13 protein-coding genes are annotated in these 26,277 nt (G+C 49.1%); 5 read left to right on the forward strand and 8 right to left on the reverse strand.

Features of this window, described 5'->3' with window-relative positions; genetic code table 11:
• Positions 1-13: 13 nt before the first annotated feature.
• From GBAG_RS16390 to GBAG_RS16415, 6 genes are all read right to left on the reverse strand, one after another.
• Complete coding sequence (locus tag GBAG_RS16390) at positions 14-376, reverse strand: response regulator (protein ID WP_034498154.1); 363 nt, start codon at positions 374-376, stop codon at positions 14-16.
• A gap of 20 nt (positions 377-396) precedes the next feature.
• Positions 397-2,532 (reverse strand): hybrid sensor histidine kinase/response regulator, encoded by a 2,136-nt coding sequence (locus GBAG_RS16395; protein ID WP_034498133.1) that lies wholly within the window; start codon positions 2,530-2,532, stop codon positions 397-399.
• Between the two features lie 8 nt (positions 2,533-2,540).
• Positions 2,541-3,968: a CheR family methyltransferase gene (locus GBAG_RS16400; RefSeq protein WP_034498135.1), complete on the reverse strand. Its 1,428-nt coding sequence runs from the start codon at positions 3,966-3,968 to the stop codon at positions 2,541-2,543.
• Positions 3,965-5,032 carry a chemotaxis protein CheB gene (locus tag GBAG_RS16405; RefSeq protein WP_034498137.1) on the reverse strand — a complete coding sequence of 356 codons (1,068 nt, stop codon included), beginning with the start codon at positions 5,030-5,032 and terminating at the stop codon, positions 3,965-3,967. The genes GBAG_RS16400 and GBAG_RS16405 overlap by 4 nt, the downstream gene beginning before the upstream one ends.
• Positions 5,019-7,118, reverse strand: coding sequence for a methyl-accepting chemotaxis protein (locus GBAG_RS16410; RefSeq protein WP_034498138.1), 2,100 nt, complete (start codon positions 7,116-7,118; stop codon positions 5,019-5,021). The genes GBAG_RS16405 and GBAG_RS16410 overlap by 14 nt, the downstream gene beginning before the upstream one ends.
• A 65-nt stretch (positions 7,119-7,183) precedes the next feature.
• On the reverse strand, positions 7,184-9,376 hold the full coding sequence (locus GBAG_RS16415) for a sensor domain-containing phosphodiesterase (protein WP_034498139.1): 2,193 nt from the start codon (positions 9,374-9,376) through the stop codon (positions 7,184-7,186).
• Between the two features lie 755 nt (positions 9,377-10,131).
• Between GBAG_RS16415 and GBAG_RS16420 the strand changes: the two genes are divergently transcribed.
• From GBAG_RS16420 to lapD, 5 genes are all read left to right on the forward strand, one after another.
• Complete coding sequence (locus tag GBAG_RS16420; RefSeq protein ID WP_034498141.1) at positions 10,132-12,327, forward strand: putative bifunctional diguanylate cyclase/phosphodiesterase; 2,196 nt, start codon at positions 10,132-10,134, stop codon at positions 12,325-12,327.
• Positions 12,317-13,321 carry a transporter substrate-binding domain-containing protein gene (locus GBAG_RS16425; RefSeq protein ID WP_246864887.1) on the forward strand — a complete coding sequence of 335 codons (1,005 nt, stop codon included), beginning with the start codon at positions 12,317-12,319 and terminating at the stop codon, positions 13,319-13,321. The genes GBAG_RS16420 and GBAG_RS16425 overlap by 11 nt, the downstream gene beginning before the upstream one ends.
• Before the next feature lies 1 nt (position 13,322).
• Positions 13,323-14,183, forward strand: a complete 861-nt coding sequence (locus tag GBAG_RS16430) for a transporter substrate-binding domain-containing protein (protein WP_051873741.1) — start codon at positions 13,323-13,325, stop codon at positions 14,181-14,183.
• A gap of 89 nt (positions 14,184-14,272) precedes the next feature.
• Positions 14,273-14,911 (forward strand): cysteine protease LapG, encoded by a 639-nt coding sequence (gene lapG / locus GBAG_RS16435; RefSeq protein WP_156104904.1) that lies wholly within the window; start codon positions 14,273-14,275, stop codon positions 14,909-14,911.
• A gap of 9 nt (positions 14,912-14,920) precedes the next feature.
• Complete coding sequence (gene lapD / locus GBAG_RS16440) at positions 14,921-16,861, forward strand: cyclic di-GMP receptor LapD (RefSeq protein ID WP_034498142.1); 1,941 nt, start codon at positions 14,921-14,923, stop codon at positions 16,859-16,861.
• A gap of 83 nt (positions 16,862-16,944) precedes the next feature.
• Here the strand turns inward: lapD and GBAG_RS16445 are convergent, their stop codons facing one another.
• Entirely contained in the window at positions 16,945-17,295 is a 351-nt protein-coding gene (locus GBAG_RS16445) for a hypothetical protein (protein WP_034498144.1), read from the reverse strand.
• Positions 17,296-17,366: 71 nt separating this feature from the next.
• The gene (locus GBAG_RS22810) at positions 17,367-26,228 is read right to left on the reverse strand and encodes an Ig-like domain-containing protein (protein ID WP_246864888.1); all 8,862 of its coding nucleotides are present in this window, start codon (positions 26,226-26,228) and stop codon (positions 17,367-17,369) included.
• Between the last annotated feature and the right edge of the window lie 49 nt (positions 26,229-26,277).

Below are 26,277 nucleotides of genomic sequence, written 5' to 3' on the forward strand. Positions count from 1 at the left end.
ATGATTTTTTAATTTATTGAGCAGCTACGTCTGGGTTGAGAATTTCATTCACTACGGCCACTAATCTTTCTGCCATATTCTCGTCTTTCTTCACCCAGCAATCAGGGATGATAGTAATGTCGGTCATCTCGCTGGCGCTGAGTAAAATGAACGGTTTTTTCCAGCCGTTGGCACGCAGCATCTCTAACAAGTCCAGGCCGGTAATATCCGGCATATGGAAATCGCTTATGATCAGACTGATTTCGCTGTCTGAGTCCAGATTGGCTAACGCCGTCATCGCACTTTCGGCAATAATCACTTCATAACCGCTCATTTCCAGAAATACCGAAGCCAACTCCGCCGAAAACAAATCGTCATCTACTAATAAAACACGCATTTTTTTCTCACTTAGCGCCGTCAGCACAACAGCATCTTTAATGTTTCTATAAGACTATCTTGCTCAAAATCACCCTTGGCGATGTAAGCATCCGCGCCGACCTGAATGCCCCGGCGGCGGTCTTCTTCTTTTGCCCTGGAGGTGACGATAATTATCGGAATATGTTGATAATTTTCTTCAGCGCGAAGTGCTTTAGTCAGTGAGAATCCATCCATTACTGGCATTTCGACATCCGTCAGAACGGCGTCAAATTGCGTTAAGCGCGCTTTTTGTAAACCTGAGAATCCATCTTCAGCGAGCGTGACTTGATAACCGTGCGCTTCCAGCACGTTTTTCTCAATTTCACGGGTGTTCAGGGAGTCATCGACGATCAACACATGCCAGGAGTTTTGTCGAACCTCTGGCTTATGCGCGGCCGCCCTTGGTTGCCCCTGCTTTTGCGCCATTTCCATCAGCACCGGTACCTGCAAAACGCTCACCAGTTGGTTATCCGCGGTGAGCACCATGCCGGAAACCAGAGCCTGGTGCTGCATGTGTTTCGGCAGGGGTTTTATCATCATGTTGCGTTCGTCGAGCAGGTTATCCACCAGCATCGCCATCTTGCCGAACTGATTCTGAATAATGATCAGCAGCAAACTGGTCGCCACGGGCGTAGGGGTCTGGCTGCCGTGTCGGTCATTAATACGCAGGATCTCGGCGGCGGAAATCACCGGAATAAACTCGTTATGCAGAATGATGGCCGGGCGGTCAGCAATATCGCGAATCTCTTCGCGAGAACATTTCACCACTTCGACCACATATTGCGCCGCAAGGCCAAACAGGTGGTTTTGCTGTTCAAACTGCAAAATGCGCATCATCGCCAGTGAAATCGGCAACCTGATAATAAAGGTGGTGCCCTGGCCTGGGCGGCTGTGAACCTGAAGCGTGCCTTGCAAATCGGTGACGATAGTTTTGCGAACGATATCCAGCCCTACGCCGCGTCCCGAAAGCTCCGTGACAATTTTGCTGGTCGAAAAACCGGGGTGGAAAATCAGCTCGTTACATTCCAGCTCTGAAAGCTGGTCAACCACATCGGCGCTCACCAGGCCGCGAGCAACCGCCTTGGCACGAATCGCCGGGTAATCCAGGCCGCGCCCGTCATCTTCGACGCGCAACAAAATACCGCGTCCGTCTTGCTGCGTGGTCAATGTGATAGTGCCGCGCGCCGATTTCCCGGCAGCCAGCCGCTCTGGCGCTTCGCAAAGCCCGTGATCGACTGCGTTGCGCAGCAGATGCGTTAACGGCTCAGAAAGTCGGTCGATTAATTGCCGGTCAATTTCTACTTCGCCGCCCAGAATCCGGCAGTCCACCTGCTTATTGAGCGAAGCCGCAAGTTCACGCACCTGCTGTGAAACAGGCTCGAACAGCATGGAAACCGGGAGCATGCGAATCGTGGTGGCGACGTCATACAGTTCGTACATCTGGAGATGCTGAACCTGGAAATCTTCTTTTAGCTGGCGGCTAAATTGCAGGATTTCCTGGCGGAGTTGGTCGGCATCCATATGGGCCAGGCGCGGCCCAATGTTCGACAGGCTTTGAACCTGCTGCTCCAGGCGGTCATGGCTGGCAACCACTTCGCCGAGAATATTAATCAGGTCATCGAGTTTTTCGAGTTTGACGCGCACCGAACCGGCTTGTTTGAGTCCGCTTTCTGCGATATCGAGCGCCACAACGGGTTTCTCCGCCGGTACGACTTTTGCCTGCACCGGTTCGTCGCCCATTTCGCCACGGCTGGCACGCGCCAGACGCTCGCATAATTGTGCGTCTGCCGGGGGCAAGTTGTTAGTGCCTTCGCTGGCGGTCAACTGGTCGAGTTGCCTGGAGATGTCATCCGTGGCCTGCAGAATCAGCGTGCCGAGGTTTTGGTCGGGTTCGAGTTTCTTATCGCGCAGCTCACTTAAGATCTCTTCAAGCTGATGGGTGACATCGGCGATGCTTTGCAGTTTCAGCATACGCGCGCCCCCTTTCAGGGTATGGGCTGCACGGAACATCTCACCGATTTGTGCATCAACATTTTCACCCGATGAGAGCGAAAACGCCCCTTCTTTCACGGTCTGCAAATGGCCGTTTGCTTCATCAATAAAGCGCAGCACAAATTTTTTAAGATCGATTGCCATACGGTTCTCTAAATCCCATCCTGACTGGTGAACTGCGCCAACTGATGTTCACAAAGAAAACGAAACGAATTACTCGGGAACGACAAGGGCAGCCGCAACGAACTGGCGTTGGCCGTCGTATTGTTCATTTCCGCGTTGAGTAATTGCAGTGTGATGCGGTAGGTTCGCTGCGCGGGGCGATGCAGTTCACTTTGCCGATACATTTCCGCCAGGTAGTAATGCGCGGGCCAATACCCAGGCTGTTGATAAACCACCTGTTTAAACCAGGCAATCGCCTGTTGTGTGTGGTGCTGCCACATCATGGCCAACCCCAGCAGCATCTTCGCTTCCGCTGACCATTCATCAAGTTCGAGGACATGCTGCGCACTGAGCGCGGTTTGTTCGAACTCGCATTTTTCCAGCGCAATCGCGCCTTTAATCACCAAGGCTTCCTGGTTATCAATATCGCTATCGAGCACCTGGCTAATCCACTCTTCTGCTTCGACAAAACGTTTGTCAGCCACACACGCGAGCGCCTTTTTAATCCAGCTATCGCACTGCTGCACGGAGGGAACCGATGCGGCCACAAAAGGGGCCTGGGCCGGAATCACCGGAGTGATGATCCTGGGTGCGACGCTTGCCGCCGGAGGCTGAAGGCGCGATGTTTTCGGCTGGCAGAAATAGAAATGCCCGCTCTCTTGTTTGAGTTTTAAGATGCCAAAATTATTGGCTAGCGTTTCCGCATTCCCAAAGAACAGCGCGCCATCGGGTTGCAGAATGTTCAGCAAATTAAAATGCAGCAGTCGCCGCGTTTCGACATCAAAGTAAATGGAGACGTTGCGCAGCAAGATAATGTCGAATTGGGGTTGGAGTTGTTCTTTAACAATATTCGAGCGATGGAACGTCACTTTTTCGCGGATCACATCGTGTAACTGAAATTGATTCCCGTGGCGCGTGAAATACGTTTGCTGCAATAGCGGGTCAACGCCGCGAAACGAGTAGCTGGAATAACTCGCCGCGCGGGCTTTCTCGAGAATTTTAACGTCGATATCGCAGCCGTGAATTTCCACGCTTCTGGCAAATTTATCGTGATATTTCTGGTGGAGCTTTATTGCCAACGAGTAGGCTTCTTCGCCAGATGAACAGCCTGCACTCAGAATGCGTACCGGGCCGCCCTTCTGCTCAAGCATGCGCGGCACCAGCTTTTCACAGACGATATCCAACACTTCCGGCTCGCGGAAAAAGTAAGTTTCATTGATGGTGAGCAGACTTAACAGCTTGTCGAATTCGACGCTCGAGACGCAAAGTTTCTCGTAATATTCAGCGCTACTTTCTTTTCCCCGCTCGGAGATGCGCTGATGCAAAGCGGCATTCAGCAACCCTTCCATGCCGTTGTAAAAATGCAGGCCGACACGGTCTTTAATAAGATCTTTAAAGGCTGCAATATTGGGGATCATAAGCGTTTACCTTCAAAATACCGGGGATGGGTCATCGCCAGTAACGTCGCGGCGAGCTGCTCCAGCGGTAAGATTTTGTGGATAACGTTCTTATCAATGGCGAATTTATTCATACCAAACACCACCGACGTCACCTCGTCCTGAGCCAGCGTTTTACCGCCTTTGTGGAAAATCGCTTCGATTCCCCGGCAACCATCACTGCCCATGCCCGTCATAATGAGGCCGACCGCTTTTTCACGATAAACCTCAGCCACGGACTCCAGCAGCAGGTTGCAGCTTGGGTGGTACACGTCGCTGGCCTGGCGTGCGACAGCCGCTAGACGATGGTTTTTTTTCACCACCAGATGCTGCTCAGGCGGCAGAATGTAGACCCGTCCTGCGGTTAAAACGTCATTCACTTGCGCCAGTTGCACTTGCAGCTCGGTAATGCCATCCAGCCATTGCACCATGCTGGTGGCGAAACCGTCGGCAATATGCTGCGCGATAATAATCGGGCATGGGAAAATGCCCGGTAGCGCCTGTAACAATTTGCTCAGTGCCTGCGGGCCGCCCGTGGAACAGGCAATCGCCAGCACAAACGGCCATTCGTGATGCTGCGGTTGAGCGATTTCAGGGATCGGCGCGGTTTTCACCGCCCCTTCTGCATGATGCCGTAGCCCCTGAATGTGGCGTATCACCTTCACTTCCACCAGCATTTCCACCTGACGATGTAACGCTTTCGTCGCCTGCACCGACTCGCCAGGGTTGCAGACCACCGCCAACGCGCCGCGGGTGATAAATTCCGCATCCCACTGCGCATCGGCGTAATAACGCATCACCATGATTGGAATGGCGCAGGTCGCCATAATCGTTTCCACGGTTTCGACATTTTCACGACCCGGCGCACCTAACGTCAGCACCAGAAGCTGCGGAGCCATCTTTTGCACCAGGCTCGCCGCTTGTTCGCGATGAACGGATTGCCCCACCACTTCAATGCTTTTATTAATCTCAAGCTGTCGAATCAAATCATTGCGCGACGAGCCGCCATGATCGACGATCAGCACGCGGATTTTAGGCCTGCACATCAGAGCCGTCCGTCAGTTTGAAAGACTGTGAGGCCTGATTTAGCTCATTGGAAAGCTGAGTCATATCCTGGCTGATAGACAGAATGTCTTTAATCGATTGCGAGGTGTAATTACTGGCCACCACGATCTCACGCAGCGCCATAACCACCTGATTGCTTGCCGTTTTCTGCTGCTGCGTAGAGAGTGAAATCTGCATGGCGGCGGTAGAAGTTTGCTCGGCGGTCGCAACGATATCATGCAGGCGATCGGCGCTGACTTTGCAGGCTTTAGTACCCGCTTTAATGCTGTTACTGCCTTTCTCGGCATTGAGCACCAGGCGGTTAATCGAGTTCTGAATTTCGCTGATTTTGTTCTCAATCTCGAAAGTCGATTCCGTTACGGAGTCCGCGAGGCGACGGATTTCTGCGGCAACCACCGAGAAACGTTTACCCGATTCACCCGCACTTGCCGCTTCAAGGGCTGCGTTAAACGCGATGAGTTTGGTTTGGTCCGCAACGTTATTGATGATAATCATCACGCGGCTAATCTCTTTGGACTTGTTACCCAGCATCATGATTTCACGCATGCTTTGCTGGTTGTCACTGTCGATATCAGCCATACGAGTGAGCAGTTCGCCCATCGAATCAGAGCCTTTGTTGCAGTCATCAAGCGTGACATTGGCGATATCCACCACCGCACGAGAATGCTCGGCAATTTGCGTTGAGGAGGCCGAAAGTTCTTCCATCGTCGAGGTGATTTCTGCCACTGAAGATGAAGTTTCCACGCTGGTCGAGGCCTGGCCATCCACCGCTTCGGTGATATTTAAAGCCGCTTCATGAACGCGGCGGGCATGTGAAACCACTCCGCCCACCAACGCGTGCAACGACTGACGCATCTTTTCGTTCGCACTGAGCAAATCACCGATTTCATCGTTGTGATCGACCTGCACATTCACGGTCAGGTCGCCCTGAGCAATAGATTGCGAAATTCGCAGCACTTTATTTAAACGGCGTGAAATCAGAATACGGCTGGTGGCGGCAATCAAAATCAAAATCACCGGCATTAACAGCACGCTGAACATCAGCAAACTGTTACGCACCAGATTGCTGCTGCGGGCAACATCGTCGACATAACTGGTGGTGGAAATAATCCAGTTAATGCCATCTATATATTCAAATACCGCAACACGTTTGCGCGGTGCCGCACCGTAACCGCTCACGGTTTCGTAATAAACCGTGCCATTTTTAAGCGCCATAATATCGGCATAACGCTTGTAGCCATGGGCGTCGGTAATGTTTTCTACATGCTGGTTAGCAAGCGTTGGGTGCGCCACCATCATGCCGGGGCTGAACCCCGCATCCAGCACGTACGCATAGCCGCCTTCGCCAATGTGAACCGCTAGTAACTCTTTAATAACTGGCTGCAGCGCCAGTTTAACGTCAAAACCAATCGCAACAGCCCCCACCACCTGGCCGAATTTATCGGTAATAGGTTCGTAGTGGCTGATGAATTGTTTGCCATATATCGTCACCACACCTGAATAAGGTTTATTTTTAATCAGCCCCGCTAACGCCGGGTTGTCATGGCTCAGAACGGTGGATGTCGCTATTTTGCCTTCTTTGCCCTGGAGAGTGGTGGAGACACGAACAAATTGCTCGCCTTCACGAATAAAGGTCGAGGCAAATACGCTGGTTAATTCGGTGAAATGCGCATTAATACGCGTATCGCTTAATAAGGCTTTTAACTCTTCAGTCCCTAATGAACGCAGCGGCACCGGAGACATATTCTGGTAGTTATTAATATAAACATTGCTGTAACGTTCAGCGTCTCGGGTAACTCGTTTATATTCAGTAATAATATTGTTATGGAAGATACGCGTATTTGAACGCAAAACTTCCAGGGCGTTATCCTGCAGTTGTTTAGCTAAATACGATGACAACAGGAACGATGCGCCAATCAGCAGCACGGCGATGCAGGCAACCAGCATCAGCCCTAGCTTCATCGCCACCCCCACATGTAATTTATGCAGCCAGGATGTCAGAAAATTTTCGCTGCCCTTGGTTTCTTCCACATCTGAGGGGCGCTGTATTGTTAAAAATTTACGCATGGGTTTCCAGTTATCTAAATAATGTGAAATGAATGCTTAATTAAAGAATTTGTTTATGCGTGTCGTTATATCAACGTCAGCAACGGCACTGGCTTACCAATGTGATATCCCTGAAGCCAGTCAACATTCATATTTTCCAGGCAGCGTTGAATTTTTTCATTCTCAACATATTCAGCGACGACCTGCATATTTTTCATTTTTGCAACATGGCAAAATGACTCAACAATGTAATGACTGACTTCGTTATCGGTAATTTCACGAATAAACGAGCCGTCTATTTTCAGAATATCGGCGCTGACATCCATCAGGCGAGCATGGCTCGAAAAGCCCGTGCCGAAGTCATCAATCGCCACACGGCAACCCAGGCTTTTGAGCGAACGCACCGTATTTTGTGACTGTTCGGTATCTGACAGCGCATCCGCTTCCGTGATTTCAAAGATAATGCGATGCGGATCGACGCCGAACTCCGTCAGCAGTAACTGAACGTGATGAACGAAACTGGCGCGACACACAGTAACCGGAGCCAGATTGATAGAAAAACAGTGTTCCGGATGCAACTGCATGGTTTTCAGCGTATTTCTGATCACCCATAAGTCGATATCAGGCGCAAGCCCCGCTTCGGTTGCCACCGGTAAGAAACGATCCGGCGGAATAAACCGACCTTCTTCATCTAACATACGCAGCAGAATTTCGTGGTAACGCGGCTCGCCACAGGTGCTGACGATCGGCTGCGCCATTAATACAAATGCGTCGTTATCCAGCGTTTTCTGCAATACGGTACGAATATCAGTGCGCCCAACAATATAGCTTTCATGAATACGGCTGGACTGCGCCTCGAGGTTTTCCGGCTTACCGTTGACCAGCGAAAGCCCGGAAACAATGCCCAGTTTCCCGGTCAGGCTGTAGACATCGTTACAGAACTGCGTGGCCCGGCAATATCCCAGACCACTGCGAAACCCGAGCTGCTGATTGTTATGAGAATAGCGAAAGGTATTCGCCGATTTGTACAAAATGCTCAGTCTTCCCCAGCTAGGTTGCTCCAGCTTGAGCAGCAGCCCATAGCCCGCGTGGTAATAGACTTTCTCATCAACATTGAGCTTAAGGCGCAGATGCTCGGCCAGTTTTTTCTGGTATCTGGCGCGAAAGTGCAGCCCGTAGCGACGCGAAAAAAGCTCCATTTCCGGCACCTGAATCAGGCATACCGTGGAGTCTGGAGACGCCTGAATATCCGCTTTCAATGCCCGCAAATTGGGCATATTGGTCATCGGGTCCGTCAGACCCATATTCAGCAATTGCTCAATGCGTAGGGTGTTGAAACGGGCAAGCACGCCCATGATCACGATGGTGAGCGTGAAGATAAAAATAGCCGTCGAGACCAGCACCTGATGCAACATGAAGTCATCATTGACTGCGATGTAATTCACATTATTCTTCGCCAGCACAATCATCATCACGGTCCAGACGGGAGCCGTGAAAATATAGCCAATGCGCACCGAGCTCCACAGCATCAGCGGGAATATCAGTACCAGGCTGTAGAAGGTGAAGAAGATATTGTCTTTGAAGGGAATATTCAGACAAACCATCAGGATGAGTAGCGATAAGGCCCATGCGGAAAAGCGAGTGTAACCGACGTTTTCTGATAGCTGGGCCAAAACTGACTTCTGGCAGACTGCGGCGTATTTCGGGCGGCAGATAATCCTTAACGCGGTGTAAAACAAAGGAATGCCCGTGATACAGCCATTCATCACCCCCTGGATTCTGACCAGGGTTTCCGCGTTAAAAATGTAATCGCAGACCATTCCTGAACCCGTATGCGGCGTGGTCAGCAGGCAAATCACTTCACTAAAAAGCGTATTGAGCACCGCATTGCACAGACAGAGCCAGATAATTCGCTGGGTCGTGAGTGAAATCCGCCCAAAACTTGATGCACTGCGCCAGCCTGTATACCTGGTGTAGAAGAAGTAACTGATGAATGCGGCAATCAGGTAACCAAGCAGCTCGTAGGATTCGGTTGAAGAACGGAACAGCAGGGAAAATACAGAGAGAAGAATCAGGCCGGGTACGGCTCTGTAACCAAATAGCACCAATACCGCAGAGATAGCCGCCAGTTCCAGGTCATAAACCACCAGAACTCGTCCATCGACAATAAGGTGGCTACTGAGCAATTGGGCCAGTGAGTAAAGCAGGAACGGGAGAACCAGCGGGAAAACCCACCGTTTATTGGTATACGCTGTGCTGTTGCTGGCTGTAGAGTCCAAGTATTTAACCCGTTGCTTATGCTTAGTGTGCTATTTAGGTAGCATGGTGAGTATATTGATTAATGGAAAAATTCTTGCAGAAGACATAATGGAATAGAAAAAACGTTATAATTAATTAACATTTACAACGATATTAAGAAGATCCCGCACGTATTAAAATCAAAACAAATACGAACAATTAATTAACAAGCGCCATTGGTTATTTTAAATGATTTAAATTATTAACAAACAAGAAATCGCGCTGGCATTCTCAAATCCTTTTTAATTGTATTCATTTTGCACTCAAAAAAGAACTGCTACTTATAGGTAAAAATGGACATTAGTTAATAATAAAAGCCTGTTCAACAACAAACGAAAAATACACATAACCTACTGATTAACATCGAAATAAAATCAATAAAGAATTGTATAATATTGCGTTAAAATGGTAATTGAAAGATAAAGTCGCTGTGTCACTAACGTCTTTATTTGATGAAAAGCTTAAAGAGAATCAATGAATCGCGAAATTAGCGTTTAATCACTATTTTTTGTGATTGACTTGGTTATCCAGGTTATCTATAGTCCCGCCGCGTGTTTTGCCTTTATTTATTTCCTCATCATTAATGTTACATAATAGTTTGTTATTGGTGACGCAACGTCTGACACTCTTCATAAAAAACTCACATAACAGCAACAGCCAGACAATATATTTCAATGCATTAATTTCAAATCATTAATGCATGAGCAATTCGTATTCATTAGGAAACCGACAATCTGTGGCTAAAAGTTTTTTCTCGCTTAAAAGCGTAAAAGGTTGGCACCATTCTATCGCCGGGAAAATAACCCAGTTTTTGCTGGCGGGTATCCTTATTGCTTTCGGGGCAGGTGCTTGCGCGGGTTGGGGTCTGATTGATAGCTTTTCGTACCAACAGTGGGTACATCAGGCTGAAGCGAATGCGCAAATCATTACCTATATCGTCCGCAATGTTTATACCAACGTCGCGGTGGGAACCAGTTCGACCGGCCAAATCACACGCATTGTGTCGGAGCACAAAATCGGCGACCCGGACTCAGTGATTCAAACCGGTTATAACCCTGTCGATGTATTAGCTCTGGCCGCGGTGCAAACCCGTAACCCGACGTGGCTTTTCCTTTATACGCCAGAAAAAGGCTTCCAGGGCATCAGCAATAATTCAGAATCAACAGAAGAAAAAATCAGCTTCAAAGGACAAAGAGCCACTGACGCCCTGGGGAATTACTACATTGGTTTTGCCTCGATTAACGGCCAGGATTGCTTTATCAGCGCCGTGCCTATTCTGACTCCATCAGGCGAAATTCTGGGTAGTTTAGTCAGCAGCATCGGCAATAAAAAACAGCTCTATGCCGCCTATGACGCGATGCTGAAGAAAACACTGATCATTCTGGCGCTAATTTTGTTAGGTACGCTGGCTCTGGTGACGCTGTTTATGCGCCGCCTGTTCCGCCCGGTACCGTTGCTCATCAACTCCCTGACCCGCATTGCCCACGAGCAAACCGACCTTATTACCCCTTATTTAGATCAGGATGACGAAATCGGCAAATTAGCAGCAGCGATTGAAAAACTCCGTATTGCGATGGTTGAACGCGATTACCTGCAAAGAATGCAGGATATGTCGCAAAAAATGGAGTACATGGCTCACCATGATTCGCTGACCGGCTTCCCGAACCGCGCTTCTTTTAGCCAGGCACTGGATAAATGTATTCGCGAAATGAATCAAAACGGGCAGTCTTTCAACTTGTTGCTGATCGATCTTGATAACTTTAAACCGGTCAACGACACCTTCGGCCACTCGGCGGGCGATGAAGTTCTGATCGGTGTCGCACAGCGCCTGTCATTGTTGCTCGGCCCGATGGACTTTGCTGCGCGGTTAGGCGGCGATGAATTTGCTATTTTGCAGAGTGTGCGGGAAGACAATTGCCAGGAAGCTGGAGCACTGTCGCAAAAAATCGTTCGTGCTTTGAGTATTCCGTTTACCTACGGCAGCCACTCTTTCGCCATCAGTTGTAGCGTGGGTATTGTCACCGCCCCTTCTCAGGGCAACAGTGCCACGACGCTGATGATCAATGCTGACCTGGCATTGTACGCGTCAAAACATAGCGGACGCGGTTGCTACCACTTCTTTGAAGACGGCATGATGATGAAGCACACCAACAGTGTGTTCGTGAATCAGGAAATCATTAACGGCATTGATAATAATGAGTTCGTGCTGCACTACCAGCCGATTATCGATCTGGAAAATGAAACGGTTTGTGGTTATGAATCGCTTATCCGGTGGAATCATCCTACTAAGGGACTGATATTCCCGGATTACTTCATTAATATTGCGGAAGAATCCGGCCTGATTATTCGTTTGGGCGAATGGATTATCCGACAATCCTGTATGGCTGCGGCGAAGTGGCCTGAGTCCACTAAAGTCGCGGTGAATATTTCGGCCTATCAATTACATGGCCCTGGCCTGATAGACATTATTGTTGATGCGTTAAAACAAAGTGGCCTGGCGGCTAACCGTCTGGAAATTGAAGTCACTGAATCAGAAAAGCTGGATCAGTCTATTGCGTTGCCGGTATTCAGAAAAATTCGTGAAATGGGTATTTCTATTGCGATGGATGATTTGGGAACCGGATATGCGGCGTTGGATTACCTGCTTATTTATCCGTTCACTCGCATTAAAATCGCCCGTACCCTGATTATGAAACTGGAGCAAGAAAGTGCGAGCCAGTACCTGGTCGTGATGCTGATTCAATTTGCCCAGAAATATGGCATGAGCGTGACGGCAGAAGGGGTTGAAACGGAGCAGCAGCGGACCATTTTGCGCCGAATTTCTTGCCAGAATGTACAGGGTTACTATTACAGCCGCCCATTGCCTGAGAAAGATCTGGAGCCGACGTTTGGCAATAAAGTCATCGACGGGGAAATCTGCGATGTCTGCTAAAACCCTATTTGCTGGGCTATTTCGTCGGTCGGATAAGTGTAACGCCATCCGACACCATTCACCGAAATGGTGGATGACGCATACGCTTATCCACCCTACAAACCTGTCAGTCATCTGGTTTTTGGCACTATTTTTGCTCAGTAGTCCGGTATGCCACGCACATGGCGTACACAGTAAAAACACACTGGATAAGATAGCCGAGACAAAGACAATTACGCTGGGTTATCAAGATGATGCATTTCCCTTTTCATACATTGAGGGGCAGCGACCGACGGGTTACTCCATTGATATATGCAATAAACTCGTTGATGCAATCAAAGTAAAACTGAAGCTAAAAGACCTTAAAGTTCGCTGGATAAAAAGCAGTACCGCGTCACAGTTCGTGCTCATTAAAAATCATGCTACTGATATCATGTGCATCCCTGGTTTTTATTCTGAATTGCGTCATCAAAAAGCCGAATTCTCATTCCCATTTTTCTTCTCCAGCACGCGTTTCATTACTCGCAAAAATAACCATACCGATACCATTGACGACTTAGCCGGGCACAGTGTCCTGGTTAAAAGCGGCACTATTTATGTCGAGCAAATCCACACCATCAATAGAACGAACGATCTCAATTTAAATATTGAGCTTGATAACAATAACAAAGGTGCATTCCAGGAACTTCAAAGCGGTGAGTTACCGGCTTTGATTTCAAGTACGGCGATTCTGAAAGGTATGATCGCGATGTCCCCGACGCCTGATGAGTTTGAAATATCAGATCAGACGTTAAGCCCACCGATTCCCGCAGGCTTGTTGCTGCCGCTTGATGACAGTGAATTCAAAAATTTTCTCGATAACACGCTCAAAACACTTATTACCGGCAAAGATTTTCAGAAACTGTACCAACGATGGTTCCAGTCTCCTATTCCACCGAACGCTATTAATCTAAATATTCCAATGTCGGCGGAACTTAAAAAACTCACAACATCTACAACACTCTATGCGTACTAACATGAAAAAGTCATTTAACACCGGGCTCAAGGTTCTTCTGAGGGCGTTGGCATTGTTACCTCTGATAATGGCTCCCAATTATCTCAGGGCCGATGGCACTTCTGCCACGCTTGATCATATTAAAGAAAGTAATGCGTTAAACATTGGTTATCGTCAACTTGAGCCTTTCTCTTTTCGGGATGTGAGCGGCAAAGTGACCGGGTACACCATCTCCCTATGCAATATGATTGCTGATGAATTGCGTATTTCTCTGGGTAAAAAGAATCTCGCCGTTCATTACATTCCTACTCTATTTACCGAACGCGTGAACTCACTTAACTCTGGTAAAATAGATTTGGATTGCAGCGTTAACACCGATGCGCCAGAGCGGAAGAAAAGCGTCTCCTTCTCTGTTGATTATTTTGTCGCCCATATGCGTATTATTTCGCTGCGCCAGAATAATATCCATACGCTTGAAGACTTAAAAGGCCGTACCGTCAGCGTGCCACGCGGTTCTAAAGATTTGTTAGAGTTCAATCGAGTGAACCGTGAGAAACATCTGAGTATCTCGATAATCACTTCAGATACCGTGCAAGATGCGTTTGATATGATGGCGCAAAAACGTACTGCCGCGATCATTCTCGATGACATCCTGGCGTATCCTATTATCAATCAAAATGAGCATCCTGAAGATTTCTCTGTTTCCCAGGACGTTGTGGGTGAAAAAATGAAATATGCCATTATGATGAGGAAGGAAGACCCACAGTTTGTTGCTTTTGTAGATAAGACACTTGGGCGCATCTTTGAATCACCCGTCAATACTCAGTTGACTCACAAGTGGCTGACACAAAAAGTGATGCCGAAAAACCTACAGCGAAACTAAACAGTTATTGGCTCTATTCGGATGTGTAATTGAACTCAGTCAGGTTATTTTTTCGCACCAGGTTATTAGCGCCTCTGATTTTTTCTGGTGTGCTGTTGTTACTATTGGCGGGAGGCTCTTTACGTGCAGCCTGGGATTTCACGACCATTCAACAACGTGCCGATCAACTCTATGGCCAGGCAACAAAGGATGGCGAGCTGCGTATAAATGCGTGGCAGCAACTGTTATTGAACCAACGGAGCCAAACTGAACTCGCACAATTAAATGCGGTGAATCGTTTTTTTAACCAGCAATTGCATTACCGTGAAGATATTGAAATCTGGAATAGCACTGATTATTGGGCAACGCCCGTAGAATCGCTGCGCAAAGGCGAAGCAGATTGCGAAGATTATGCTATCGCTAAATATTTCACATTACGTCACTTAGGTGTTTCAGGAGAAAAGTTACGTATTACCTACGTTAAAGCATTACGTCTGAATCGGGCGCATATGGTATTAACCTGGTACTCGTCACCGGATGCGATTCCCATCGTTCTTGATAGTCTGACGGATAACATTTTACCTGCAACACAGCGCTCGGATTTATTGCCTGTTTATTCCTTTAATGATAGCGGGTTGTGGTTGCCAGGAAGTCAGAATAATAAACGTGTCGGGGATAGTAAGCGTCTTTCTCGATGGCAGGATGTGTTGAAAAAAATGCGGGAAGAAGGATTCCCGATTGATGAATAGGATAAACCTGTGTCACTTTTCAAACAGCTTCTAATAGCTATCTTTCTATTTATGCTGATCATCTTCAGCGGTAGTTTTATTGTGAATCTCGAAAGTTCCCGGGAGCAATACAATAACCAGCTGCTTTCTCACGCGCAGGATGCCGCGACCGCATTGGGCCTTTCGCTCACCCCGCACGTTGACGATCCCGCGATGATCGAGTTAATGGTCAGTTCAATTTTCGATAGCGGCTACTACGATGCCATCCGTGTCATCGATCAGTCGAGCGGCAAAACGATTCTTGAGCGCAGCGCGTCGTTGTCTATTCCCGAAGTGCCGGGCTGGTTTGTCGCCCTGGTCAATGTGAAACCGCAAGCCGGTGAAGCGACGATTATGCGGGGCTGGCAGCAGGCGGCGCGCGTCGAAGTCCTGAGCAACCCGGTGTTTGCTATCAAGCGCTTATGGGAAAGCACGCTGGCAAACCTGCTGTGGATGCTGGCCTGTTCCGTGGTTTGTATTCTGGCGGGTGCCGCACTTTTGCGCCGCCAGTTACGCCCGCTCAATTATATGGTGAAACAATCCCAGGCGATTACCCGCCGCGAATATCTCACTCAGCTCGACTTACCGAAAACGCCGGAGTTGCGCCGCGTTGTGGAGGCCATGAACCTGATGGTCGCTAAACTTAAATCCCTGTTTGAAGATCAGGCCGAGCACAGCGAACGTCTGCACAATGAGGCCTATCTCGATAGCCAAACCGGTATCGCTAACCGTCGCGCTTTCGACTTGCAGATGCAGACCCGCTTAAGCGATGAAGAATCGGCATCTGGCTATTTGCTGTTATTGCGCATTCAGGATCTCGGTGGCCTGAACCAGCGTTTTGGCGGCCCGCATACCGATAACTTGCTGAAGCATGTTGCCGATATGATGAATGTCGTGAAGAACCAACATGCCAATGCCGACAGCATTCTTGCCCGTATTCGCGGTGGCGAATTTGCCCTGCTTTGCCCAGGCGTAACGCACAATGAAATGCTGACTTTGCAGAACTCGCTCAATCAGCAACTTGCCGCCTTCTACGCAACCGGCATGTCTGACATTAACCCGGTCGCGCATACGGGAATGGTGCCGTTTAGTTATGGGGATTCCCCGCAGTCGCTGATTGTTCAGGCCGACCGCGCATTGATGGAAGCCGAAACCCATACCACGCATCAGACCAACCTGTTCCCTGTGGTTCAAACTGATGCAGCCAATGAAGACCAGCATCTGTGGTTTACGCGCCTTGAGAATGCACTGAGCAAAGAGCAGTTCCAGTTGTTCTTCCAGCCGGTTGTGGACTGCAAAAACATACAAAAAGTGATTCATTACAAAGTGCTGTCGCGCATCATTGATGAAAAAGGCAACAGCATTCCTGCCGGTCGTTTCCTGCCGTGGATCCACCGGTTTGGCTGGAGCCAGCGCCTTGATCAGGTGATGTTGAGTCTGACGTTGAAGCAGTTGAAAAACTATCCGGGTTATCTGGCGCTCAGCCTGTCAGGAAGTTCTCTGGCAAATGACGCCACTATCAAGCAGTTGCTTAACCCACTGAAGACGAACCCGCAGCTTGCCGGTCGTTTAATTCTGGAGCTGGATGAGAACCAACTGCCGGAACCTGAGCAAATGGAAGTGTTTATCAAATCGCTGAACCAATTTGGTTGCCGCCTTGGCCTGCAACACTTCGGTAGCCGCTTCGATATGATTGGGCACCTGTCGCAATGGGGCCTGGCGTACCTGAAAATTGATTCCAGCTATATCCGCCACATTGATATTGAGAGCGATAAACGCTTGTTTATCGACGTGTTACACAGCGCAACCAACAATATTGACCTGCCGCTGATTGCCGAGCGTGTTGAAACCGAAGGGGAGCTGCGCGTGCTGCAAGAAGTGGGGATTTATGGCGCGATGGGGCAGTTGTTGGGTGAGCCAGCACCGTTCTGATTGATGAAAAATGGTGGATGACGCTGCCGCTTATCCACCCTACTCGTGTTTCGTAGATCGGATAAGCGGCAGCGTCATCCGACTCAGAAGATCCCTTGATCGTCGCTGTTCAATAAATCCTCTAACCCACCCAACCCCTGGCGCGCCTGCGCACGATTCATCAGCTTCACCTGCGCCATTGGCGGCAGGTCGGTGATCGTAATCACCCCTTTTTGAATCAGCAGGAAAATCAGGTCGTCCAGAACGCGGACCATTTCAAGGTCACTGCGTTGCAGTAATTCTTTATGTTGCAGGCTTTCATCCACCACGTTGCGGGCGTTATTCCAGGCGGTGATTTCAGGCGTCTGCGTGAAGACTTCACCTGTCATTCCGGTAAACGGCTCGTTCTCAACCCGTGTCAGTTGCCCTTCTTCATTACGTTGAACGTAATACATTTCCAGTACCTTTCTTTTATTGCCAGTACGGCATGTGAAATCACCGCCCGGTGAAGGGCGGTGATTATCATTTAGTGTGAGTAATGTTCTGGCTTGGCAATCAAGTGATCCAGCGAGTAGTGCGATGAACCACCTGAGTCGTGCATCGTTCCAGCGTCACCCGCGTGCGGAGCACCCGGTAAGTGTGTCGCTGCAGACGCCAGGCCTTTGCCTTGGCCGTGATCATCACCGCCTCTGATGTGGTGCGTAATGTCCGGGTTCTCGTGCAGTTCTTTCGCCAGGCTGCTGAGATCGTGTTTCGCTTCGTTGCTGTCATCTTTTCCGGTAAAGACTTTAGCGTCGTCACGGCCCGAATGAGCTTTGGCATCAGGGTGAAGATTAAACGACAAGGTTTCATGGCTGTCATCGAACAGGTTACTTAAACCATGATCATGGCCGTGCGTCGCGTGATGTGTTTTACCCGAAGTATCAACGTCATGCTTACCACGATGGGATAGATCATCCATTGTGAAATCTGACTGTTGATGGATAACGTTGCTGTTGCCATGATCGTCGTGAGCAATCACTGAAACATTCACGCTATTTTTACCGACATTCAGTTCATGGGTATTAACCGGAACGTCATATGTCAGATGGCCATTCTCTTCGTGCAGTACCACGTCATAATGCTTGTGGTTGATGGTGACATTGATATGTTCATTGTCATGCACATCGGCGCTGTCAATCTGGCCGGTGATATGAGTCAGATGGTGACGTGCTTCCTGCGAGTCGATGTGGTTATCGTCGGTGACATTATTGATAGTGATTTTGGCATCGGCATGGGTGTCCAACTGGATATGCTGGGTGGTCTCTTTAGTGATGACATTCCCTGCATGATCCTGAGTGGTCACTTTGGCTTTCAGGATATTGTCACCGTCGTTCAACCATTTTTTCTCAATATCAGCCTTATAAACTAACTGGCCATTGAGCAATTCAACATCAGCAGAGAAGGTGTGGTGATTGATTTCAAATTCCACATGATCACCCTCTTGCACATCACCACCCACCTGGCCGGTGACAGAAATAGTCTCAGGCGCGCTGGCATTGATCACGTGATTTGGTGTGACTGGATCGAGGGCGATCGTCGCATCAATTTTTGTATCAACGTAAACCGGATGGATGACTGGTGGAGTCGTTAAGTGGTTACCTGCATTATCAGTAACGCTGACGCTTACACTCAGATCGTTGTGGCCTTCCTGCACCCAATCCTTTTTAACATCAAACTCATAGCCAAGATGGTTCCCCATCATTTTTACTTCAGCCGTCGCGGTATGACCATTAACTTCCAGTGTCACCGTATCGCCCGCTTTCGCATCGCCATCAACCTGGCCCGTCACAGAAATACGTTTCGATTCGAGCGCATTAATCGTGTTATCAGCTGTCAGCGAATTGACGGTAATCGTCGCATCAGCATGGGAGTCCAGCGTAACAACCTGGTTATAAGCAGGTATCAGTCTATTTCCAGCATCATCGGTTACCTGCACATTAACGGTGACGTTGTTATCACCTTCATGCAGCCAGGTTTTATCCATCCGAACGTCGTAACCAAGATGGTCGCCAACGGGGACAACTTTGGTCCGGATTTCATGGTTGTTAACGTTCAGCGTCACGATGTCACCATCACGAGCGTCCCCATCAACCATTCCTGTAACATGAATTTGTGCGGGTGCCTTGCCGTTAACCACATTTCCTACCGCCACTGGGTCGATATTAATCGACGCATCAATTGTGGTATCGAGCTTAATGTGATGAGTATCGGTAGAGGTTGCAGGGTTGCCAGCGTTGTCTTCCCCATTGATGGTGATAGTGACCGTGTTATCGCCTTCAATTAACGCATCGGTTGAAACCGGAATAGCAAAAGTCTTATGCACACCGTCATCAGCGACGACAACGTCTTTAATATCAACAGTGATATTCGTGCCGTTCAAATCGATGGTTATCTTGCCGTTGACAACATCACCCGTAATGACGCCATGCACAATAGTATTGGCATTGTGGGATTCATTAATATTCACTCGATTATCACCAGCAACAGTATCAATTTTCACCGTGTTTGCTGCATCGTGGTCGATGGTAATGGTGTTTGTTTCGGTGACGGTTAAGGTGTTGCCGACAGCATCGACGCCGGTCACTTTATAGGTAATCGTCTGATCGGCAAGCAGATCGGAAGTCGGGACATCCAGTTTAAAGGTGTACCCATGTGTATCATCGCCATGGATGGTTACAGGGCGCTCATTGCCATTAATGGTAAGAATAACAGTGCTACCGTCTTTCACATCGCCGGTCACTGTGCCGCTAATCTGCGTGGTTGAATGCTGACTTTCTTCGATGTTCAGGATGTTGTCTTTTGCCACCGGATCAAACGTCAGCTTCACATCGGCATGATCGTCAATGGTCACAACTCTGCTCTGACTTTGAGTAAAGTGGTTACCGGAGCTGTCTTCGCCATTTACCGTCACGACGATCGTTGGTTTATCGGTGTGCTGGTATTGCGCTTCAGCTTTGAGATCGGCGGAGTCAACGTTCACCGTATAGACCAGCTTCCCGGTCACAGCATCCACTTCAACAAGCCCGCTCTTCACAACGCCATTGAGCATGATCGTAACTTTGTCGCCGACCGCTGCATCGCCATCTACCGTGCCGGTGATCTTCGTGTGTTCTGCGCTGAGATCTTTCGCCGAAAGGATGTCATCACCGGACACGATATTCATTTTGATACCCGCATGGGCCTCGGTATCAACGGTAATATTCTGAGTCGCTTGGGCTACGAGGGTATTACCATGCTCATCATGCCCAGTCACTGCTACGATGATCGGTTTGCCGTCAACTAAATCACTGATTTGTACATCAACTTTGTAAGTCCCGTCTTGAGCCACTTCTACATCGCGATATTCATGGCCATTGGCGGTCAGCGTTACGTGATCGCCTGGCTGCACGTCACCCGATACCTTACCGGTGATTTGCGTGGTAGCCGCTGTACTTTCATTCGAATTGATAATGTTATCGCCCGCGACAGTGTTAATAGTGATACCAGCGCTAATGTCCGTATCAACAGTAATATTTTTACCGTCCGTTGCCGTAAATGTATTCCCCTGATCGTCTTGCCCGGTCACGCTCACGGTGATGGTGGGGGTATGGCGCAGATCGTCAACGCTGACGTCTTTGCTAAAACGCATCACACCTTCGGAATCGGTAAAGACCTGAGTGGTAACAGGATTTCCATTCACCATGATGGTGACGTTACTGCCGTCATGAATACCATCACCTTTGACGATGCCGCTGATGGCGGTCGTTCCCGCACCCGCTTCGGCAATGTTGATCACATTATCGCCAGCAATATTATCGAGGTGAATTTCGGCCTTAGCCTCAGTATCTACGCTCAGTTCTTGAGATGCCGTAAACACTTGGTTGCCGTTGTGCGACGTGACGAGTGCTGTCACAGCCGGACTGTTCATCAGGCTTGCTGTATCAACCGGAATTTCATATCCGTACTCACCTGGGAGATTTGGCAATTCAACGACTTTACCGGTATAGGAATCTCTACCGATATGTAGCGTCACTTCATCACCAGGAAGAACATCCCCTGAAACCGTACCGCGAATTAAGGTCTTGCCCGCTTCTGATTCGGCTTTATTGATCACATCATTACCCGCAACCGGGCTGATGGTGATTTCGGCATGTGGGGTTTGACCAGCGTTCGATGGATCTACATATGGCGTCTGCGCAGAGCTATCGTTTTTACCCGGTGCAACAACTTGATCTATTGCCGTCTGACTATTACCGTAGTGATCGGTACCTGTGACTTCAGCAAAAATATACTGGTTTTTATCAGCACGTAATACCGTAGTCTCCAGCCCTGAACTAACGTCTTTTACAATCTCAGTGCGAAAACCTAGATAAGGCTTGCCATCGGAAGAGTCAGTGCGGATTTCAACGGTCGTGCTGTAGGTATGACCTTCAGTAGTGAAAGTAACGGTATCTCCTGCTTTCACATCACCGCCAACAGCCCCCATGAACAGATAATGATCACCTACAATATCGACGCTGAAGTCTAATTGCGCATCGGCCCGTGTATCAATCCCCACGGCGTGATCGGCCGTTGCCAGCACGGTGTTCCCCGCCGCATCGTAGCCGGTTACTGATGCATGAAGAATCGGTTTATCGCCACCGGAAAGCAGATCTGTGGTACTCACATCAATGCTGTAACCCAGGCCGTGGCCCGTGCCTTCAGAAACGACTTTTCCGAAGTAATGCTGATTGTTGACCTCAAGATCAACGGTGTCACCGATATGAACATCACCGGTGACTTTTCCAGTAATAGTGGTGTGTTCCTGATGAGCATCTACATTATTGATCCAGTCATCACCCGAAACAGTACCAATAGAAATCGTCGCGTTTGCGCTGTCATCTCTGGAGACATCGTGTGACGCGTAAACCGAAACGCTGTTGCCATGCAGATCGACAGCCGTAACAGTGGCATGAATATATGGATTGGCTAACAGCGCGTCGGTTCTCACGTCAACGGAATAACCCAGGCCACCCTTGAGATATGCCAGTGGTTCTACCGTCGCACGGTAATCAATTCCATTGACCCAAACATGAACGATATCCCCTTCATGAACATCGCCACCGACGGTGCCGTTAATGTTGGTGGTTGGGTGCTTTTGATCAAGGTGATTAAGGATATCGTCGCCAGAAACCACGTTGATCGTCACTGATGCATTAGCATGATCATCAATAATGACGTCGTGATGGGCAGTAGCTACGGTGCTATTTTGTGCCTGATCCGTGACGCTGATGCTGGCATGAATATGCGGATTGGCCTGAAGATCTGCCGTACTGACGGAAATATGGTACCCCATCTTTCCATTACCCTGATCTTCTACAAACCCTTGATAGTCATGACCATTGATGGTTAACGTCAGAGGGTCGCCTGCATGCATTTCCCCTTTAACCGTGCCACTAACCAGAGTATGCCCCTGCTTGAGTTCATCGGCGTTCAGGGCGTTATCAGGCGTAACGTAATCAACCGTAATTTCAGCTTCAACTTTCAGATCAACAACAACAGTCCTGTCTGCTTCAGCAGTTGCCGTGTTGTTGGCGTTATCGGTGGCGATCACGCTTGCCGTAAAGTGATGGTCGACCATCAGGTCGTGGGTACTCACCTGTTTGTTCCAGACCAGGTTGCCCTGAGAATCTTTAGTGACTTCTGTCGTCAGCTCATTGCCATTAATCACCAGGTGAACAACGTCGCCTTCTTTCGCGTCGCCGCCGACGGTGCCTGAAACCGTGGTTAATTCTTTATCCGACTCTTTACCATTGATCATATCGTCGCCGGTGACAGGATCGATAGTGATGCTCGCCGTCGCTTCCAGATCAATATCAATATGGTGAGAGATATCGATATGATCTGCGTTACCGGCGGCGTCGTGCGCCACAACATGGGCAATCGGGTCCGGGTCGGCCAGCAGATCTTTGGTCAACACATCTACGCTATAACCTAAAGCGCCATGCTGATAAGGCAGCTTGATAACGGTAGTTTCATATGAGTGATGATTAACGGTAATGGTGACTCTATCGCCTTCATTAATCTCACCGCTCGATGTGCCGCTCACGGTGCCGGTGACTTTGGTGGTGTGCTCTCGTGATTCGTGGTGGTTAATGATGTTATCGCCAGTCACCTGGCCCACAGTGAGAATGCCATCGGCGTGGTTATCAATATGAACAGTGTGTTCAGTGGTAACAGTAACAACGTTGTGCAGTTCGTCATGAGAGGTGACGGAGGCGGTAAATTTCACATCGGTGTCGATTTTATTGCGGTCACTTAAATCGTCAGATTTATGATCAGCCTTCTGATGATTGTTGCCGAAAGCATAAGAATCAACATCGATCTTATAGCCTAAGTGACCGTTATCCAGAACTATCACATTCCCTGGATAATCAGCCCCATTGATCGTAATCACTACGTGATCGCCAACTTTAGCATCGCCACCCACGTCACCGGTGATCGTCACTTTAGGCTGTTCTAAGTCATTGTAGTTAAGCACGTCGTCAGCAGTGACTTTATCGATACCAATAGTGGCATCGGCATGGGTATCGACCGCAATATCATGCGTATGAGAAGTCGTGACGACGTTACCGATTTCATCATGGCTGGTGATAGAAACTTCTACCGTGTCCAGACCTTCATAAAGCCCGCCCGGTGGCACCGGCACTTCGTAATATAGATGGCCATTTAAATCAGTGTGAACCACGCCTGGATAATCATCATGTGCAGGATTGCCGTGTTCATCAACTCCCGATACACGTACGGTGACTGCATCGCCATTTTTCGCATCATCCCCCGTGACGGCTCCACGAATGATGGTGTTACTACGGGCCTCAATTTTGCTGACCCAATCTTCGCCCGCAACGGTATCGATGGTGAAATCGTTGACCGCAAAGTTATCAATATCAACCTTGTGATCGGTGGTGACGGTAACTTCGTTGCCCGCAGCATCATGCGAGGTGACGGAAGCGGTGAATGTTACATCAGTGTCGATCTTATCGTGGTTATTGCCAAAGATTGAAGAATCCACAGGGATACGATAGCCAAGCTGCCCATGTCCGAGCTGCCCGTGGCCAAGATCGATAACTTCCCCATAGAAGTGTTGGTTATTAATCAGAATGTCTACAACATCATGAAGTTTGGCATCGCCGCCTACTGTGCCAGTGATAACCTGTTTCGCATGATCCAGTTCTGCGTGGCTCAGAATATTGTCCGGAGTGACATTATTAATAGCGATGCTGGCATCAGCCTGGGTATCCATCGTGATGTTGGTGTTCGCAACCGAGGTGACGTCATTCCCGGCTTTGTCAAAACTGGTCACCAACACCTGCACGAAGTTATTACCTAAATGCAGGGTTCCGGCCGGTAAAGGGACTTCATAGCGCAGATGGCCATCAGCGTCCTTGACGACGTTACCTTCAAATTTCTGCTGGTTAACAAGAACCAAAACATGATCGCCTTCGCGCGCATCACCACCGACATCTCCGGTGACCATCGTAGGCGCAACGGATTCAACGGCGTTAACCGTGTTATCGCCACCGGCAAGATTGTTATCAATGGATACGGTACTACTGGCAAAGTTATCAATATGAACAGTGTGTTCGGTCGTTTCCGTGACTTCGTTACCCAGGATGTCATGTGACGTCACGGACGCGTGGAAGGTGACAAATTTGTCGTCAAGTTCCACCTTAGGATCATGGAATTCCCAGGTAGGAACAGGGATTTTGTAGCCCAGGGATCCGTCATTCAAAACTTCGACCACACCCGAGTACGTGCGATTGTTGATCTCAATGACGACCTCATCATCTACACGAGCATCGCCGCCCACCTTGCCGGTGACGATTTGATCATGCGAAGCCAGTTCATCACGATTCAGTACATTGTCATCGGTCATTTGCTCAATTTTGATGGTCGCGTCTGCATGGGTATCCACCGCGACATAGTGAATGAGTGAATTTTCGACAACGTTCCCCGCTTTGTCGTGGCTGGTCACTGCCACTTTCACATCATTCTGACCTTCTTTTAGCGCCCCAACAGGAAGTGACACTTCATAGTACAAATGCCCACTGGCATCAGCATGAACCTCCCCCGTGTAGTTATGATTATTCACATTAACCACTATCGGATCGTGCTCGCGCGCATCTTTGCCTGTGACATCGCCGCGAATAACGATCGGGTTTTTGGATTCCGCATTACTGACCCAATCTTCGCCCGCAACGGTGTCGATAGTCAGGCCATTATTGGCGTGGTTATCAATATGCACAGTGTGGTCGGTGGTAACCGTCACCACGTTTCCGACATGGTCATGGGAAGTCACTGACGCGGTGAAATCGACATTTTTGTCCACCTCGCCTTTGTTGTTGCTGAATGCGCGGGTATTAACATCAATGCGGTAACCCAGGTTGCCGCCGCCCAGATCAATCACTTCGCCAAGGAAGTGCTGATCGTGAATGTTGATATCAACTTTATCGCCAATAGCGGCGTCACCGCCAACGGTTCCATGGATGGAAACGGTTGGATTAGCCAGTTCGCTGTGGTTCAGAACATTGTCTTTGGTGACACGATCAACTGTGATAGAGGCATCGGCGTGGTTATCAATATGAACTGAATGGTCAGCGGTCTGCACCACCACGTTGCCCGCGCCATCGTGGGATTTGATGGTAGCGCGGATGTTGACGTCACCGTCGATTTCGCCTTTGTTGCGGCTAAACGCCGCGGGGTTCACTTCGATGTTGTAGCCTAAGTTGCCGTTGCCGAAATCAACGACATTGCCGGTGAAATGATTGCCGCGAATTTCAAGATCAACCACATCACCCACGCGTGCGTCGCCGCCAACGTTACCGTGAACAAACTGGGTTTTAGCCGCCAGCTCATCGTGATTCAGGATGTTATCTTTGGTGACGGCGTCAATGGAGATGGTGGCATTGGCGTGGTTGTCGATTTTTACCAGGCGATCCTGAGTCGCGATCACTTCGTTGCCCGCATCATCATGAGAGGTAATGGTAGCGTGCACATTGACCGAGCCGTCAACCTCACCTTTGTTGTTGCTGAAAACGCGCGGATCGACCGCAATGTTGTAACCCAGTTTCCCGTTGCCAAGATCAATCACTTCGCCGTTGAAATGATTGCCTTTAATTTCTATATCCACACGGTCGTGAAGTTTCGCATCGCCATCCACAACACCGTGAATAAACTGGGTTTTAGCCGCCAGCTCATCGTGATTCAGGACGTTATCTTTGGTGACTGCGTCAATGGAGATGTTGGCATCGGCATGGGTGTCGAGCACCACATTTTTATGCTCCACCGCAATCGCCGTGTTACCAGCGGCATCCACGCCGGTGACCATCACCTGCACATCGTTGTTGCCTTCGTTCAGCGCCGCAGTCGGGACCGGG

This window comes from Buttiauxella agrestis ATCC 33320 (genome assembly GCF_000735355.1).
Taxonomy (GTDB): domain Bacteria; phylum Pseudomonadota; class Gammaproteobacteria; order Enterobacterales; family Enterobacteriaceae; genus Buttiauxella; species Buttiauxella agrestis.

Coding starts and splice junctions, on each gene's coding strand:
- GBAG_RS16390 (WP_034498154.1), bottom strand. CDS start 376: ATGCGTGTTTTATTAGTAGATGACGATTTGTTTTCGGCGGAGTTGGCT.
- GBAG_RS16395 (WP_034498133.1), bottom strand. CDS start 2,532: ATGGCAATCGATCTTAAAAAATTTGTGCTGCGCTTTATTGATGAAGCA.
- GBAG_RS16400 (WP_034498135.1), bottom strand. CDS start 3,968: ATGATCCCCAATATTGCAGCCTTTAAAGATCTTATTAAAGACCGTGTC.
- GBAG_RS16405 (WP_034498137.1), bottom strand. CDS start 5,032: ATGTGCAGGCCTAAAATCCGCGTGCTGATCGTCGATCATGGCGGCTCG.
- GBAG_RS16410 (WP_034498138.1), bottom strand. CDS start 7,118: ATGCGTAAATTTTTAACAATACAGCGCCCCTCAGATGTGGAAGAAACC.
- GBAG_RS16425 (WP_246864887.1), top strand. CDS start 12,317: ATGTCTGCTAAAACCCTATTTGCTGGGCTATTTCGTCGGTCGGATAAG.
- GBAG_RS16430 (WP_051873741.1), top strand. CDS start 13,323: ATGAAAAAGTCATTTAACACCGGGCTCAAGGTTCTTCTGAGGGCGTTG.
- GBAG_RS16445 (WP_034498144.1), bottom strand. CDS start 17,295: ATGTATTACGTTCAACGTAATGAAGAAGGGCAACTGACACGGGTTGAG.
- GBAG_RS22810 (WP_246864888.1), bottom strand. CDS start 26,228: ATGGTCACCGGCGTGGATGCCGCTGGTAACACGGCGATTGCGGTGGAG.